This is a genomic window from Acinetobacter sp. CAU_H_29a_1, from assembly GCF_058599505.1.
The window spans coordinates 1,076,858-1,091,897 of the sequence record NZ_CM178655.1 but is presented as its reverse complement, the minus strand read 5'-3'; the positions used below and the strand labels follow the sequence as shown (position 1 = coordinate 1,091,897).

Annotated in this window: 14 protein-coding genes, 1 tRNA gene and 2 pseudogenes; 9 read left to right on the top strand and 8 right to left on the bottom strand. The window is 41.3% G+C overall.

What is annotated here, in order from left to right:
- Positions 1–137: 137 nt before the first annotated feature.
- The 3 genes and pseudogenes from AC4MDD_RS05470 to AC4MDD_RS05460 all read left to right on the top strand — a co-directional run.
- Positions 138–368, top strand: a complete 231-nt coding sequence (locus AC4MDD_RS05470; RefSeq protein ID WP_078389470.1) for a DUF2171 domain-containing protein — start codon at positions 138–140, stop codon at positions 366–368.
- 65 nt (positions 369–433) lie between these two features.
- Positions 434–1,366, top strand: coding sequence for an IS5 family transposase (locus AC4MDD_RS05465; protein ID WP_201951978.1), 933 nt, complete (start codon positions 434–436; stop codon positions 1,364–1,366).
- A gap of 74 nt (positions 1,367–1,440) precedes the next feature.
- Positions 1,441–1,671, top strand: a pseudogene (locus tag AC4MDD_RS05460) (helix-turn-helix transcriptional regulator); the annotation flags it as partial.
- A gap of 75 nt (positions 1,672–1,746) precedes the next feature.
- Here AC4MDD_RS05460 and AC4MDD_RS05455 read toward each other — a convergent pair.
- The 6 genes from AC4MDD_RS05455 to AC4MDD_RS05430 all read right to left on the bottom strand — a co-directional run bounded on the left by AC4MDD_RS05455 (position 1,747) and on the right by AC4MDD_RS05430 (position 7,816).
- The gene (locus tag AC4MDD_RS05455; RefSeq protein ID WP_005400526.1) at positions 1,747–2,364 is read right to left on the bottom strand and encodes an ATP-binding cassette domain-containing protein; all 618 of its coding nucleotides are present in this window, start codon (positions 2,362–2,364) and stop codon (positions 1,747–1,749) included.
- A gap of 4 nt (positions 2,365–2,368) precedes the next feature.
- Positions 2,369–3,061, bottom strand: a complete 693-nt coding sequence (modB, locus tag AC4MDD_RS05450; RefSeq protein WP_005400525.1) for a molybdate ABC transporter permease subunit — start codon at positions 3,059–3,061, stop codon at positions 2,369–2,371.
- Positions 3,061–3,813, bottom strand: a complete 753-nt coding sequence (gene modA / locus AC4MDD_RS05445; protein WP_227557100.1) for a molybdate ABC transporter substrate-binding protein — start codon at positions 3,811–3,813, stop codon at positions 3,061–3,063. The genes modB and modA overlap by 1 nt, the downstream gene beginning before the upstream one ends.
- A gap of 267 nt (positions 3,814–4,080) precedes the next feature.
- A complete protein-coding gene (locus AC4MDD_RS05440; protein WP_005400523.1) occupies positions 4,081–4,431 on the bottom strand; it encodes a winged helix-turn-helix domain-containing protein in 351 nt (116 codons plus the stop codon).
- An 84-nt stretch (positions 4,432–4,515) separates the two neighbouring features.
- A complete protein-coding gene (gene fdhD / locus AC4MDD_RS05435; protein ID WP_151836066.1) occupies positions 4,516–5,316 on the bottom strand; it encodes a formate dehydrogenase accessory sulfurtransferase FdhD in 801 nt (266 codons plus the stop codon).
- A 91-nt stretch (positions 5,317–5,407) separates the two neighbouring features.
- Positions 5,408–7,816 (bottom strand): FdhF/YdeP family oxidoreductase, encoded by a 2,409-nt coding sequence (locus AC4MDD_RS05430; protein ID WP_491882414.1) that lies wholly within the window; start codon positions 7,814–7,816, stop codon positions 5,408–5,410.
- Positions 7,817–8,194: 378 nt separating this feature from the next.
- On the opposite strand from AC4MDD_RS05430, the gene moaA reads away from it, so the two are divergent.
- From moaA to AC4MDD_RS05400, 6 genes and pseudogenes are all read left to right on the top strand, one after another.
- Positions 8,195–9,202: a GTP 3',8-cyclase MoaA gene (gene moaA / locus AC4MDD_RS05425; protein ID WP_078389598.1), complete on the top strand. Its 1,008-nt coding sequence runs from the start codon at positions 8,195–8,197 to the stop codon at positions 9,200–9,202.
- A 139-nt stretch (positions 9,203–9,341) separates the two neighbouring features.
- Complete coding sequence (gene moaCB, locus AC4MDD_RS05420) at positions 9,342–10,265, top strand: bifunctional molybdenum cofactor biosynthesis protein MoaC/MoaB (protein ID WP_004982494.1); 924 nt, start codon at positions 9,342–9,344, stop codon at positions 10,263–10,265.
- On the top strand, positions 10,262–11,479 hold the full coding sequence (locus AC4MDD_RS05415; protein WP_491882413.1) for a molybdopterin molybdotransferase MoeA: 1,218 nt from the start codon (positions 10,262–10,264) through the stop codon (positions 11,477–11,479). The genes moaCB and AC4MDD_RS05415 overlap by 4 nt, the downstream gene beginning before the upstream one ends.
- 140 nt (positions 11,480–11,619) lie before the next feature.
- The gene (locus AC4MDD_RS05410; RefSeq protein WP_201951984.1) at positions 11,620–12,225 is read left to right on the top strand and encodes an NTP transferase domain-containing protein; all 606 of its coding nucleotides are present in this window, start codon (positions 11,620–11,622) and stop codon (positions 12,223–12,225) included.
- 195 nt (positions 12,226–12,420) lie between these two features.
- Complete coding sequence (locus AC4MDD_RS05405; protein WP_201951988.1) at positions 12,421–12,672, top strand: MoaD/ThiS family protein; 252 nt, start codon at positions 12,421–12,423, stop codon at positions 12,670–12,672.
- 1 nt (position 12,673) lies between these two features.
- A pseudogene (locus tag AC4MDD_RS05400) lies at positions 12,674–13,142 on the top strand (molybdenum cofactor biosynthesis protein MoaE).
- A 159-nt stretch (positions 13,143–13,301) separates the two neighbouring features.
- Here the strand turns inward: AC4MDD_RS05400 and AC4MDD_RS05395 are convergent.
- Both AC4MDD_RS05395 and AC4MDD_RS05390 read right to left on the bottom strand, forming a co-directional pair.
- Positions 13,302–14,282, bottom strand: a complete 981-nt coding sequence (locus tag AC4MDD_RS05395) for a tyrosine-protein phosphatase (RefSeq protein WP_078389602.1) — start codon at positions 14,280–14,282, stop codon at positions 13,302–13,304.
- A gap of 661 nt (positions 14,283–14,943) precedes the next feature.
- Positions 14,944–15,019, bottom strand: a tRNA-Arg gene (locus tag AC4MDD_RS05390).
- Positions 15,020–15,040 lie beyond the last annotated feature (21 nt).

The following is a 15,040-nucleotide window of genomic DNA, read 5'->3' as shown; positions in this document are numbered from 1 at the left end:
CACAGACTGACAATTTTTATACTTCGTAAATTTTAAGACATAATATGTTAGTGTTGTATTTCAAAAGCTCATGAATAGGATAAATTAGGTTAGGGTAAATCTTCGTTTATGTTCGATGAATAAGATAGAGGTATATCATGACCACGATTAATATTTCAGACATTAAAGAACATTCTAGTGTAATTGCCGTATGTGGAACGAAGATTGGAGATGTTGACCACATAGAAGGTAACGAGATCAAACTCACCAAACATGGCGATGGGAAACACCATATTATCTCAAGTGCATGGGTAAGAGAAATTCGAGAGGATCAGGTCATGTTAAGCAAAGATGCCCAAGAAATTAAAGATAATTGGATTGAAGCATAGACTCAAAAAACGGCTTTGTTGCACAAACCTATCTGTAAAGGCTTTTTTAGCGATATAATTTTCAAATGAAGAAGCCTACACACAAAATCTACCGCACAACCAATTGGCCCGCATATAACCGAGCACTCATGAGTCGCGGAAATATTGCCATTTGGTTTGATCCTGCTACGCAATGGTATGCGCCATCAAAAGGCAAACAAGGGCGAAATCAAACCTACTCCGACGCAGCCATCCAATGCTGCTTAATGATTAAATCCTTATTCCGTCTGTCTTTACGTATGGTCACTGGCTTTGTGCAAAGTCTGATTAAACTTTGCGGATTAAATTGGATAGCTCCAGATTACACCACGCTTTGTAGAAGACAAAAGCATATTGATATTGTAATCAGCTACCAAAAAAGTAGCGATGGGCTGCATCTACTCATGGACTCTACAGGCATGAAGTTTCTAGGTGAGGGCGAATGGAAACGCAAGAAACATGGACCTGAATATCGTCGCCAATGGCGTAAACTTCATATTGGTATAGATGCTAAAACCCTACAAATACGAGCAGTTCAGCTTACAACCAATAATGTCAGTGATTCACAGGTGCTTGGTGATTTACTTAATCAGATTCCACAAGATGAGCGGATTGACTCTGTTTATACCGATGGAGCTTATGACACCAAGCAATGCCGTCAGGTCATTGCAGATCGGCAAGGGCATGCGGTGATTCCACCTAGAAAAAATGCGAAACAATGGAAAGATACAAAGAGTAGCTCGCTAGAGCGAAATGAATTACTTCGAACAATTAAAAGTTTAGGCAGGACACTATGGAAAAAATGGTCAGGCTATCATCGGCGAAGTTTGGTTGAAACTAAGATGCATTGCATCAAATTATTAGGAGATAAACTCAGTGCAAGGAGTTTTGATAGCCAAGTGAATGAGATCCATGCACGTGTAGCAGTCCTTAACAGATTTACGGAATTAGGTCGACCACTTACCCAAGTTACGCCTTAAATTTGGCTCAATTAGGGGTGCTTTGCATTTCAAATCTTTGTGCAACAAAGCCTATGCAACTCGCATCAGACTATTTACAAATGAGTGAGCGTCATCTTCGACGCTACTTATTGCTAGAAGGTATTAGTTTTCAGCAAATTCGACAAACCGTATTAGAACGAAAAGCGAAACAGATGCTTGAAAATAATCTCTCCATTGGGGACATTAGCCAAGCTTTAGGTTTTAGTGAAGTACGTGAATTTCGTCGGGCATTTAAACGCTGGACAGGCCAAGCGCCGTCTGTTTATAAAAATGGCACCGAATAATCCTAAGCTGATACAGAAGCCTTTTTCTGTTTTTATTCGTTCCCGCTTTAAAAGTTGAAGCTGAAATGTGTTCAATTAAAGCAACCAAACTGCTTCGGTCAGCTGCTTAATTTCATCCATATCATGGCTGACATACAGCATCGGGATATGGGTTTCATGTTGGACGGTTTGAAAAAAAGGAAGGATTTCCTGTTTATGTGCAGCGTCTAACGCAGACAATGGTTCATCTAATAATAATAAATTTGGCGAATACAACAGTGCCCGACCCAATGCAACTCGCTGCTTTTCACCACCTGAAAGCTTCGTCGGCATACGACTGAGTAAATGATTAAGTTTAAGCAGTTCAATAATATAATCAGGATCAAAACGTCGGCTTTCAGGCGGAATGCGCTTATAGCCAAACAATAAATTTTGCATCACCGTCATATGTGGAAACAGTTGTGCATCCTGAAAAACCAAACCCACATGACGTTGCTGCACGTTTAAATTAATCTTATTTTTCGCATCAAACCATGTCTGATGATTGATTTTAATCCAGCCCTTGACTGGAGTATTAAGTCCTGCAATAGCATGCAAAATACTGGTTTTTCCTGAGCCTGACGCTCCAAATAAACCAACGACAGGATGTTCAGATGAAAATGTCTGATCGAGTTTAAATTTGCCTAAATTTAACAGAATATGACAGTCAATCATCGTCTTAATGCCCCCGTTTTTTTTTCTGATAACGATGGAACCACTGGGCAAACCATAAAGCGAAAAATGCCACAGTTAATGACAGAATAATCAGTCGCCAGACCGCTTGTTCTGTGTCGGGTTGCTGCATCAAGCTATACATGGCCAAGGGCAAAGTTCTGGTCTCCCCTGCAATATTACCGACAAAGGTAATAGTTGCGCCAAACTCGCCCAGACTGCGACAAAAACATAAAATTGCCCCCACCAATATGCCACTGCTGGATAAAGGCAAAGTGACATAAAAAAAAGTGCCCAAGGAGGAAGCACCGAGCGTTTTCGCCGCCATTTCTAGCCGTTGATCCACCAGCTCTATGGCCAAACGAATCGATTGAACCAAGAGTGGAAAGCCCATCACTGCTGAGGCCAAAACTGCGCCTTTCCAATTAAATGCAAAATTGAGTCCAAAGGGCTCAAGATATTTACCCAGTATTCCGTTTCCTCCAAAAACCTGTAACAGCAAATATCCTGGCACTACAGGCGGCAGCACCAAAGGTAGGAAAATAAAGGTTTCAAATAATGATTTGCCAAAAAACTCTTTACGTGCCATAACCCAACCCACTACCAACGCAGGGATCAGGCTAAATGCCAAACAGGTTGCAGCCACTTGGCAGGATAACTTGAGTACCTCTATTTCTTCAGCCGATAAAGAAAACATCATCACTTGGCAGCAGATAAAACGGTAAAGCCATATTTTTTAAAGACTGCATGTGCTTGTTTACTCTGTACAAACTGATAAAACGCTAGTGCATCTGGATTATTTTTGACAAGACCTAAGGGATAAACAATCGGGGTATGGGTGCTGATAGGGAAAACGCCAACGACGGTGACATCGTTACTAATAGCAGCATCGGTTGCATAGACAATGCCAAGCTGACATTCACCACGTGCGACAAAGTTGAGCGCAGCTCTGACATCTTCAGTTTCAACCAATCTTGGTTCAAGTTTTGACCACCACCCCAATGCGGTCAGTGCTTGTTTCCCGTATTTTCCGACTGGGACACTTTTGGTGTCACCTGTACAAAGCTTGCCTTGAAAAGCGGTAGAAGGATCAAAACTTTTATCCATTTTTATTTTGACGGGCTTAGCTTTTGGAGAAATCAGAACAAGACGATTGCCCAATAAATTCACACGTTTATTCGGCACAATTAACTTTTTATTTTGCAGATAATTCATCCACTGTTCATCTGCCGAAATAAAAACATCCGCAGGTGCACCCGCTTCAATTTGCTTAGCCAAAGTCGACGACCCGGCATAAGAGGTTTTCACACGTACTCTTTTTTGTTGTTCAAACATTGCATCGACATCTGCTATAGCATTGGTCAAGCTGGCCGCTGCATAAACGGTAATGGCTTGCTCTGCATGTACATGTGCCGCAAGAGCCAAACCACAACACAACACCGCATATTGCATGCACTTATTCTTAAAATTGAGCAGCACCATGTTCCCCTTAAGCGTTATAAATTGATCGATATGTTTTCAAAAATATATGGATACACAAGCAACGTCAATTCTAGAAACAGATTATTTATCGCTCAAGTTAAAGTGTTTGTATCTTAATCACGTGACTGATACTGCTCTTACAATCGAGTGAGTAGATAAGAGGTTTTATCAAATAGAGGAAGCTTATTCGTGTATGCAATGACTGACTACGAGAAGCATCTAGTTGAACTAAATAGATTATGGTTTCAGGTGTTGAGCTATTTCTTCAAAATCCTGCTCAATCGCAACGCGTGCTTTTATTTCCATCTGTCTAAATTGACTTAAAATACTTTCGCCCAAGTCTGTGAGTTTTGCCCCACCCCCATGCGTTCCACCTTTTTGAGTTTCGACCAATCCTGACTGAAAGCTATGATTCATGGTTTCAACCAACTGCCATGCACGGCGGTAGCTCATATTCATACTTTTTGCAGCTTGAGAAATTGAACCTGTACGGCGAATTTCTTCCAATAACTCGGCCTTACCTGGCCCAAAGGCAATGTCTTGATTGAGAAGTATTCTGAGCTGTAATTTTAATTTGACGTCCTGCATACATTCACTCAAATAAAGACCTGTCATCGACACAGATGACCTAAAGAAAAACCTTTTACTTTTTATACAGCAAAATTTTAAATATCAAGTATATAAAACAAAACCATTACCGCGGCAAAAACTCGCTAAGGTCAAACCTGACTGCTTTGCCATATTAATCGCCATACTGGTTGGAGCTGAAATACACGCCAGCAAGGCAATATTCAGTTGAGCACACTTACGAATCAACTCATAACTGGCGCGGCTGGTCATCACGACAAAACCTTGATTCACATCATAATGATGTTTTGCAATATAACCCAATAGTTTATCTAAAGCATTGTGTCGGCCTACATCTTCAAACAAAGCCACTATTTCCCCTGCTTCAACCCATGCAGCCGCATGTGCACCACCTGTCATTTGGGTGATTTTCTGTCGGGTATTGAGTTGAGCAATGGCTTGGGGAATTTGAGCCAGCCATCCCTCACAAAGGGCTGTGGTAATTTGAGGTAAATCCAAATGAAGTTGCTGCAAGCTTTCAATCCCACAGAGACCACAACCCGTGCGTCCAACCATCATCCGTCGATGTTGTTTTAGCGCCATAAAGGCGCGGGTAGAAATCGTCATTTCGACTTGGATCCCAAATTCCGTTTCGTATATGTCTAAAGAGTAAAGCTCTTTCAAACTCGTCAAAATACTTTCAGACAAGCTAAAGCCTTTCGCAAAGACTTCAATATCTGCTGGCGTTGCCATCATTACTGCATGGGAAATCCCATTATAAACCAAAGCAATAGGGTGTTCTTGCACCACAAAATCAGATTGTTCAACAGCTCTATTTTCACTTAGACGCTGAATATCAACAGTTTCATAGCCCAGAGAACTCAACTTCGACGTTCGAATATCCATAATAATTTTCCAATCTTCCCTAAACACTCAACCCTTCAATCATGAAAAAAATGACACCTACAAATCAGGCGCCATTTCAGCATTGAATCAACTAGCCAGCTCGATTCACGATCTGATTGGCATCTTCAGGATCAACTGCTTGTGCCAAGTTGAAATGTTCAGGAGCTTGACCTGCATGTAAAATCACAGGCACGCTTTTCGAAGCCGGTATTTTGGCGTATTTATCATGACTACTGAGCGCAACCAATGGATTGGTTTCTGGATAATAGGCTGCGAGGCTACCCCGTGGAATGTTATACGGTACGATACGGAAGCTGTGAACCACACGTTTAACACCGTCCGAATAAATACTTTCGATATGCACCCATTGATCTGCAACAAAACCAGCCGCAGCGATATCTTCTGCATTCATAAACAAAACACGGCGCTGACCAAATACCCCACGATAACGGTCATCGAGTCCATACAAGGTTGTGTTGTATTGGTCATGAGAGCGTGTGGTCATTAGGGTATAGACTTTTGCCCCTGTATATTGTTCAGCGTATTTATTCTCTTTATCGGCATACACTTCAGCCAACGGCGTAATTAAGAACTGTGCCTTGCCTACAGGCGTATTCCACACATGCTGATTGGCAGGATGCTCTAAGTGAAAACCACCCAGCTGATAGACACGTGCATTGAAATCTTGGAATTCATCAAAGACCTCTTCAATCGAATCTCGAATACGATCATAACTTTCTACATACCATTTCCACTTGATATCACTGTCTGGCAAGACGGCTGCTGCCATACGCGCCACAATGTCAGGCTCTGAAAGTAGATTCTTAGAAGCAGGCTCATTACGCCCTGCTGAAAGATGTACATTACTCATAGAATCTTCAACACTCACTGCCTGTGGCCCATGCTGTTGCATATCAATTTCGGTACGGCCCAAACAGGGTAAAAGTAATGCCTCTTTACCACAAACTAAATGGCTACGATTCAACTTCGTTGCAATCTGTACTGTTAAATCACAACGACGTAAGCCTTCTTGTGTATACGGTGTATCTGGAGTGGCAACAGCAAAGTTACCACCTAAACCAATAAAGACTTTTACATCACCTTCATACATCGCCTGAATGGTATCCACCACGCCAAAACCATGTTCACGTGGCGACTTAATGCCGAATACTCGGTCCAGACTATCCAGCAATTTTGGGCTTGGTCGTTCATTGATCCCCATGGTTCGATCGCCCTGCACATTACTGTGCCCACGAATCGGTGCTAAGCCTGCCCCTGGACGACCAATATGCCCTCTTGCCAACATTAAGTTCGCGAGCATATGTACATTCGCAGTCCCGTGCCGATGCTGTGTAATCCCCATGCCCCAACAGAAAATGGCCGTTTTGGCATCCAAATACATTTTAGCTAAAGATTCTAAATGCTCAGGGCTAAGTCCCGTATGTGTATGAATATCGGACCATGCAGTACGATCTATTTCTTCCATCATGGCATCGAAACCAACCGTATTCATCTCAATAAAAGATCGGTCAAAAACGCTCTTTTTCCCAGCTGCCAGTGTTTGAATGTCCCATTCACGTAAATGTTTCAGCATTCCGAACATGAGTGCATAATCACCACCCACGTTGGGTTGGAAATAATAACGACTAATGGTTGTACTGCCATTGGTCATCATCTCAACAGGTGCTTGCGGATCTTGGAAACGTTCTAAACCACGTTCTTTTAAGGGATTAATGGCAACAATATTGCCACCACGCCGTGAAACTTCTCGTAAAGTCCCCAACATCCGCGGATGGTTGGTGCCCGGATTATGCCCAAAACTGAAAATCGCATCGGCGATATCAAAATCTTCTAAAGTCACCGTTCCCTTACCCAAACCAATTGAGTCACGTAAGCCAACACTGGTGGTCTCATGGCACATATTGGAACAGTCTGGAAAATTATTGGTACCAAAAGAGCGGACAAAGAGTTGATACAGAAATGCTGCTTCATTACTGGCACGACCCGAAGTATAAAATGCCGCTTGATCTGGATGATCCAAGGCATGTAAATGTTTTGCAATTAAGGCAAAAGCATCGTCCCACGAGATAGGCACATATTTATCGGTCGCGCTGTCATAGCGCATTGGGTCAGTTAGACGACCTGAATCTTCAAGCAAGAAATCACTTTGTTCAGACAGCCAACTGACCGTATGGGTCGCAAAAAATTCAGGTGTAACACGTTTTGAAGTGGCTTCAAAGGCAACGGCTTTTGCACCGTTTTCACAAAAGTTAAAGGCATGTGCATCTTTCTTTTCAGGCCATGCACATCCTGGGCAGTCAAAACCCGTGGGTTGGTTAATATTGAGAAGCGTAATCGCACCTTTTTTGAAAACTTCCTGTCTCTTTAAGTTTCTTGCAACACTTAACAACGCGCCCCATCCACCCGCAGGATTGGTATAAGGTTCTATTCGTGCATAGCTGGTTTCTTCATCATGCTTTTTATCTTCAGTGTTTTCCATCTCACCGCCCTCAATATTTATCTTCGGTAAAAAGTTCTGCAATGATCAATTCACTGTTCGCTTTGCTCATACTTGCAAGCGATTTGGATTGCTCAACCCTTTTTTATTGCTCTTTTCTTATTCATCATGCCTGCGTTTCTTGGCACAATTCCAAAAACACTTCTGATCAAAAATATCACCCTTTTGGCATGCAATTTCAATAGATGAATTATTACAAAAGACAATGATTTGATGGATCATGTTCGGGTAACACACCCTCTCATTTTTGAAAATGAACGAACTAAGCGACTTTAAGACTCTGTTTGATCTTTGAAATAAAACATTTCATACTCTTGTTTATAAAAACTAAATCGTATGTAAATACGAAGTGGAGCGACTATGGACGGTTCGACGACTACACCCTTAGAACATAGGTCAGCGCAACTGATCGATCAATTTGGCCGTCATAAACATAAACTCCGAATCTCACTGACAGATCGTTGTAACTTTCGTTGTAGTTATTGCATGCCCGATATGCCTGAATGGTTAGCCAAAAAAGACATATTAAGCTTTGAAGAGCTTTTAACATTTTGTGAAATGATGGTCAGTTTAGGCATTCGGTACATCCGCTTAACAGGTGGCGAGCCTTTGATGCGTCAAGGCGTAGTCAATTTTATTTATGCTTTGAATCGACTCAAGGCACAGGGCTTAGAACGTATTTCCATGACCAGCAATGCTTCCTATTTAAACAAGTATGCACGAGCGCTAAAAGAAGCAGGACTAGATGATCTCAATATCAGCCTCGATAGCATTCATGCAGACACGTTTATGAACATGACCAAACGTCCGATAGCACCTGTTCTCGAAGGCATTGCAGCCGCACAGCAAGCCAATCTCCCGATAAAATTAAACTGTATTTTAGTCGCAGGACAAAATGATCATGAAGTGCTTGAACTGACCCAATGGGCTTATCAGCAGAAGATCGCATTACGTTTTATTGAATATATGCCTTTAGATCAACCTGAACACTGGCAGGCAGAAAAAGTTATCACTGAAGATGACATTATCCAAATACTTGAACCCCATTTTCAGATTCAGAAACAAGCCAGACAACATGACCCTGCAACCATTTATCTGCTTAATGATCAATACACATTAGGCATTATTTCCACCATCAGCAAACCCTTCTGTCAAAGCTGTGACCGTTTACGTATCACTGCAACGGGAGAGCTATTTACCTGTTTATTTGCCAATAGGGGAACACCGCTGCGTCATTTACTTCAACCAAAAGATTCCGCTTTATTACAAGCTCAGATTCTCAATGCTGTGTGGCATAAAAAAGCAGGGTTTATTGAACATCAACATGCCCCAACGCGCAAAATCAGTATGCATGCCATAGGGGGTTAATCAACTGGTTAATTTTGAGTTTGTCAGTCATTCGACTGTATCCGCTTTTATTTTTGTGTTATCTAAATACGTCATAAACTTTTTCTCTTGATCGAACAGTTTCACTTTAGATCAACACTTCAATGTTTCGGAATACTTTATGAAAAACGTTGGCATGAAGCCAGAAAGCTATCGCGTTGCAACTGCAAGCTCCGAACTGCTTGCCCCTGCACATTGTTTACAACTTCTTGCCGATGGCAATACCGAAAAAGGTGATGCTCTCAAAACAGCCCGCATTGCTGGGATTTTAGCCGCAAAACGTACCGATGAACTGATTCCGCTGTGCCATCCGCTACCTATTTATCGTGCCGATGTCGATTTTGAACTGCTTGTCGACCGTGTGGTTATTCGTGCAACCGTTGAAACGATTGGGCCGACAGGTGTAGAAATGGAAGCGTTAACCGCTGCCAGTATTGCGGCTCTTACCATTTACGACATGCTCAAACCACATTGCGAACCGCATGAGCTGATCATTCAACAATGTAAACTCGATCTGAAAAAAGGCGGAAAATCACACTTTAAACGTCATTTGCGTCAGCCTGTTTCTGCGGCAGTATTGGTTCTATCAGATACCGTTGCCGCAGGTCGTAAACCCGATACTGCTGGCCGCTCCGTCGTCGAGACCTTAACTGAAGCTGGTTTTGATCCAATTCACTATCAAATTTTACCTGACGAAGCCGATCAGTTAAAAGCATTGGTCTTAGAGCTCACTCAATCTTATGCCTGCATTATTACTGTGGGTGGAACAGGTATCGGCAAGCGTGACATTACAGTAGATACACTTGAGCCTTTACTTGAACGTGAACTCAATGGACTGATGGAAGCTGCACGTGCTTTCGGACAAAAACGTACCCCCTATGCTGCGATGTCACGTGGCGTTGCAGGTTTTATCGACCGTTCATTGGTGATTACCCTTCCGGGCAGCCGTGGTGGTGCAAGTGAATCTATGGCAGCCATTTTACCGGCTTTGGTTCATATTTTTGATGTCTGCCGTGATCTACCGCATCCGGGAGGTTATGAATGAGTTGCTCTGGCGTTGGTTTAATTACACTCGATCAAGCTCTTGAACACTATAGCGCCGTCCAAACATTGCCTGTCATTACTTTGCCTTTAGTACAGGCGCATAGACATGTTTTAGCGGCAGATGTTGCATCAACAGTTGCCTTGCCTCTATTTACCCAAAGTGCAGTTGATGGCTATGCGCTGCGCTCTGAAGACTTGCAAGCTGGAATTACCAGCTTTGAATTAGTTGGTGAAATTCGTGCAGGTATTGAAGAACATATTGAGATTCAAACAGGACAAACCGTTCGTATTTTTACTGGGGGCAAACTGCCAAACTCAGCAGATACTGTGGCTCGACAGGAAATTATTACGCGTGGCCATAAACAAGCGACTCTAACTCAAGCTTTGGACAAAGGCGCAGACATTCGTTATCAAGGTGAGGAGTTATCCATCGGGACAACACTTGCGCAACAAGGCCAGCATTTAGGCAGCGGTTTAATTGCGGCACTCAGTATGGCGGGTGTTCAGCATGTCGAGGTTTATCGCCAACCTAAAATTGCAGTGCTTATTACTGGTGATGAAGTCAGTACACAACTGGACAATCAATCTAAAGTATTCGATGCCAATGCCCCAATGATCCTCACTTGGCTCAAAGAACAGGGTTTTGCTGAAGTGAATTTAGAGCATGTGATTGATGATGAGAAGATACTCACACAAGCGCTCTCGAATGCCATGAATCATTATGATGTGGTCATTACTACAGGCGGTGTTTCGGTTGGCGATTATGATTTGATTCGACCTGTTTCAATGGCTTTAGGTGCAAAAGAGATTTTCTGGCAAGTTGCACAAAAACCGGGTAAACCGCTGTATTTTGCTGAATATCAAACAGACCATCATCATTCTTATTTGATTGGTTTGCCTGGGAACCCTGCTGCTGTGCTCACCTGTCTTGCTGTACATGTATCGACACTATTGGCGGCTTTACAGGGAGTTACGTCTCCCGCACCCGCTTGGAAAAAAGCTCGTTTCAACGACAGTATTAAACAAGACAGCCGTGAGCAACTGGTTCGCATGGTATTAGATGTCAACGAGTTTGGACAATTAACCGTTTCCAAACTCGGCAAACAACAATCCCACATGCTCAGTAATTTAAATCGAGCCAATAGTATTGTTCGAATCCCTGCTCGATCTGATGCCCCTATAACATTGGACTATGTCGATTTCATCTCCATCTAACAACATAGATTGGATAGTGATACAAACCAAGTGCTTTTTTGCACACGGTCTAAGGCATGAACAGCTTTGTCCTAGACCGTACATCTCAATATTGAACGGTTATTATTGATATCCCTACACACGGATGTTAGGTCAAAATCATGCAAAACTACCCAGCAACAGCACTGGTGATTTTAGCGGGTGGTAAAGCCACACGAATGAATGGGGTCAATAAGCTTTTGCAAAGATTTGACCATGAAGTCCAGTTGTTAAAAATATATTCAGCTTTTGATGGAAAAGTTCAGGACATATGGATCAATAGTCATCGCGATTATGCGCAATATAGTGAGTTGATTCCTGATATTCGCTGTTTCAAAGATAATAATGCCGGTTTTTTAGGGCCTTTAATCGGTATTCAAACGGCATGGTCATATGTGCAGGCTGATTATATTTTATTTATCCCGTGTGATATTACCAATATTCCACAAGATATATTGCCGCGCCTCCATCACACATTAGAACAACATCCGCACTCTTCTGTTGTCTACCTGAATATCAATGGACAAGCGCTCTACCCTTTTTGTTTGTTAAAACGCAATAGTCTAGAAACCTTGAATAACCATTTACACCAACAACAATTCAGCTTAAAACACTGTTTCAACGATCTGTCGCCACAAACAGTAGATATTCAAAATGCGCATTTGGCTTACCACAGCCTCAATTCATTTGAAGAAGTGCACGATTACCAAAAGTCATTAGACTCTTAGTCGAGTCATATCATTCAAACCGTTCTGTCATAGATAGAAATAGCCACATCTATAAGAAAAATAGTGTTTTATTTGTCTGTACAAACTGACTTTTCCATTTTGATGATCAAATTAAATAATGCTAAAGTGAATTAATAAATATTCAATAAACTGAAGACAACAAACTATTTTTAAACCCGTTTTGACAGAGGCAACATGCAGGACATTCATATCAAAATCGAGGCTTATGGTGCAATTGAAAAGCATCTTCCTGCCGAACTTAGCCTGAGTTGTGTGCCGAACAGTTTAATTGCTGATGTACTTGATCAAATAAAAATACGTTATCCATCTGCTTCTGACCTGCTGGAACGCTGTGTTTGTGCGATTGGTGAAGATATTGTGGCGCGTCAAAGTCGATTAGTACAAGATAGCACCTTGGTATTACTTTCACCTGTTGCTGGAGGCTAAAATGTTAGAGTTTGCTCGTATTCAAGACACTGCTCTTAATTTAGAGGATTTTGACAGCATTCAAGCATTTCCAGAGTGCGGTGGAACAGGTATTTTTATTGGTACGGTTCGAAACCATCATGAAGGACGCGCGGTTCAGGCACTGAAATATACATCTTATTGCACCTGTTGCCGAAAAGATGATAAGAACGATTGAACAAGAGATACAAGAAAAATATGCGCTTCGCTATGTTCGGGTTGTACATCGGATTGGTACATTAGACATTGGTGATAAAGCTATTATTGCCATTGCGTATGCTCCACATCGCCGAGAAGCATTTCAGGCCTGTGAAGAAGCGGTTGAGCGTGTTAAACATGAAGTGCCTGTTTGGAAAGAAGAGTTTTATACCGATGGAAGCAGCCAATATGTTGCAGGCTGCTGTATTCGCCAAGACTATGATGAAAAGCATGAACAACACCATCATCACTAAAAATACTTGCATCCATTGATGCTAAAAACCAATGAAACTCTTTAAACGAAAATAATGGGAAATCATCTATCGCAATCTTCAAGTTTAGTTTTCCCAGTCAGTCCAAAGCCCTCTTCTACTTTGGGCTTTGAACTCGGATGGCGTTATTACGGCTTGATATTATGAAGCACTTTTTGATTTATAGCCGACGAGCATCTTTTCTTTCAACTTTTCAATATCTTCATCCGATAAGCCCAAACCTTCTGTCGCATACTTATCAATACTGCCATACACTTTGATGACTTCATCGAATTGTGCTTTAAAGAATTCTTCACGCACATCAAGAACTGGTCGATATATATTAGCGGCTGCTTCACCTTGGGTGTTGACCATATATTGATACGTCGCATTGACACGGTCTGCGGTATACGCATTTGTTAAAAGATAATCTTGTAAGACATCGTCATACTTCATACCGACCAATAACTGAATCACAGCGGTAACCCATCCCGTACGATCCTTGCCTGCTGTGCAATGATAAAGCTGAACACCATCTGTATAAATTAAACTATTAATCACTACTCCGAAACGTAATTGAGTGCCTTTATCATGCGCAGCCATATTCGCCATTGAGCTATTAAAAAAATTGATCATATCTTCAGCTGTAGCAATTCCTTTCGGTAGATCACTCTCTTTTGAACCAGCAATATTTACCATCATAATATTAGTATCGGGACTTAAAATATCTGGGCTTTTTTCTCTTTCAGAATTGGTCCGCAGATCATAAACGGTCTTAATTTCCAATGTTTTAAAGGTTTCTAAGTCTGTTTCATTTAATGGCAAATAGTTCGATCGATAAATCACGCCTCGTCTTAATTTCAAACCATCAGCGTTAACATAATTGCTTGAAATGCTATTTCCTGCAATATCACGAAAGTTGTCTGCTGTTTCAATTGTAGGTGTATCTGCCAAATATAAACTCGGATCATCCGTAGTATTTGCTGGATTATCAACGACGGTGTTATTAGCATTGTTTGATGAGTTTGAATAACGACTTTCCTCACCACATCCTGTAAGGATAAGCGTTCCTACAAGTAATGGGATAAATAAACTTTTTTTAAGACAAGAAACTAAAAGGCTTTGTTTAGTACTGACGTCCATGGTCTTTTACACATCTGATTTACGGAAGTCGTATTATTGTTAGAGCACATTACATTTACATGAATAATCAAGAATAAAACATAAGCCAATATATTAATTTTTATAGTATTTATCTCAAAATAAAATCACATTAGTGACATAAATCACAATTTAATACACATCAACCCGCGTAAGTGACTGGATGGAATACTTTAATCATTTTGTCATTTTTTATGATAATCAAATGCTGCGCCGAACACGATTTGTTATAGCTAGACCAGTACTAAGCACATTGTCTTATCAGTTCATGTAATTGCATCAATCGATACTAAAATTTTGCCCATATCTAAAAATACACGGGCTTCCATATGCTAACGCATGCACTAAATTTTTAATATTTTGCCTTGGAAAATAAAATTTTCTAAGCTTTAAGCGTACAAAAACTGATTCAAACCAATTACTTGTTCTATATAAATTCGATCAATTTACGTCATATACGGTAACAGAGTCGCCATGATTAGTTACAACACTTAGATTTATTGCAAATAGCTAGTGTCGTCATAGAGCAACAATAAACATTTAAATTGTTGCAAGAAATATAACGAAGGTAGCTTTGAGTGAAATGAAAATAGAGCTTAAAACTGTATTTTTAATATAGCTTCAGAAAGGAAAATAAAAAAAATGGTGCGCTCAGCGGGACTCGAACCCACGCCACAGGCTTCGGAGACCTGTACTCTATCCAGTTGAGCTATGAGCGCGCGAGCACATCATATCAAAAA

Bases quoted from the DNA above. Each gene is read 5' to 3' on its own strand.
- modA (WP_227557100.1), bottom strand. From the start codon at position 3,813: ATGCAATATGCGGTGTTGTGTTGTGGTTTGGCTCTTGCGGCACATGTA.
- AC4MDD_RS05395 (WP_078389602.1), bottom strand. From the start codon at position 14,282: ATGGACGTCAGTACTAAACAAAGCCTTTTAGTTTCTTGTCTTAAAAAA.
- moaCB (WP_004982494.1), top strand. From the start codon at position 9,342: ATGAAAAACGTTGGCATGAAGCCAGAAAGCTATCGCGTTGCAACTGCA.
- AC4MDD_RS05440 (WP_005400523.1), bottom strand. From the start codon at position 4,431: ATGCAGGACGTCAAATTAAAATTACAGCTCAGAATACTTCTCAATCAA.
- AC4MDD_RS05410 (WP_201951984.1), top strand. From the start codon at position 11,620: ATGCAAAACTACCCAGCAACAGCACTGGTGATTTTAGCGGGTGGTAAA.
- AC4MDD_RS05405 (WP_201951988.1), top strand. From the start codon at position 12,421: ATGCAGGACATTCATATCAAAATCGAGGCTTATGGTGCAATTGAAAAG.
- fdhD (WP_151836066.1), bottom strand. From the start codon at position 5,316: ATGGATATTCGAACGTCGAAGTTGAGTTCTCTGGGCTATGAAACTGTT.
- moaA (WP_078389598.1), top strand. From the start codon at position 8,195: ATGGACGGTTCGACGACTACACCCTTAGAACATAGGTCAGCGCAACTG.
- AC4MDD_RS05470 (WP_078389470.1), top strand. From the start codon at position 138: ATGACCACGATTAATATTTCAGACATTAAAGAACATTCTAGTGTAATT.
- AC4MDD_RS05415 (WP_491882413.1), top strand. From the start codon at position 10,262: ATGAGTTGCTCTGGCGTTGGTTTAATTACACTCGATCAAGCTCTTGAA.
- modB (WP_005400525.1), bottom strand. From the start codon at position 3,061: ATGATGTTTTCTTTATCGGCTGAAGAAATAGAGGTACTCAAGTTATCC.
- AC4MDD_RS05455 (WP_005400526.1), bottom strand. From the start codon at position 2,364: ATGATTGACTGTCATATTCTGTTAAATTTAGGCAAATTTAAACTCGAT.
- AC4MDD_RS05465 (WP_201951978.1), top strand. From the start codon at position 434: ATGAAGAAGCCTACACACAAAATCTACCGCACAACCAATTGGCCCGCA.
- AC4MDD_RS05430 (WP_491882414.1), bottom strand. From the start codon at position 7,816: ATGGAAAACACTGAAGATAAAAAGCATGATGAAGAAACCAGCTATGCA.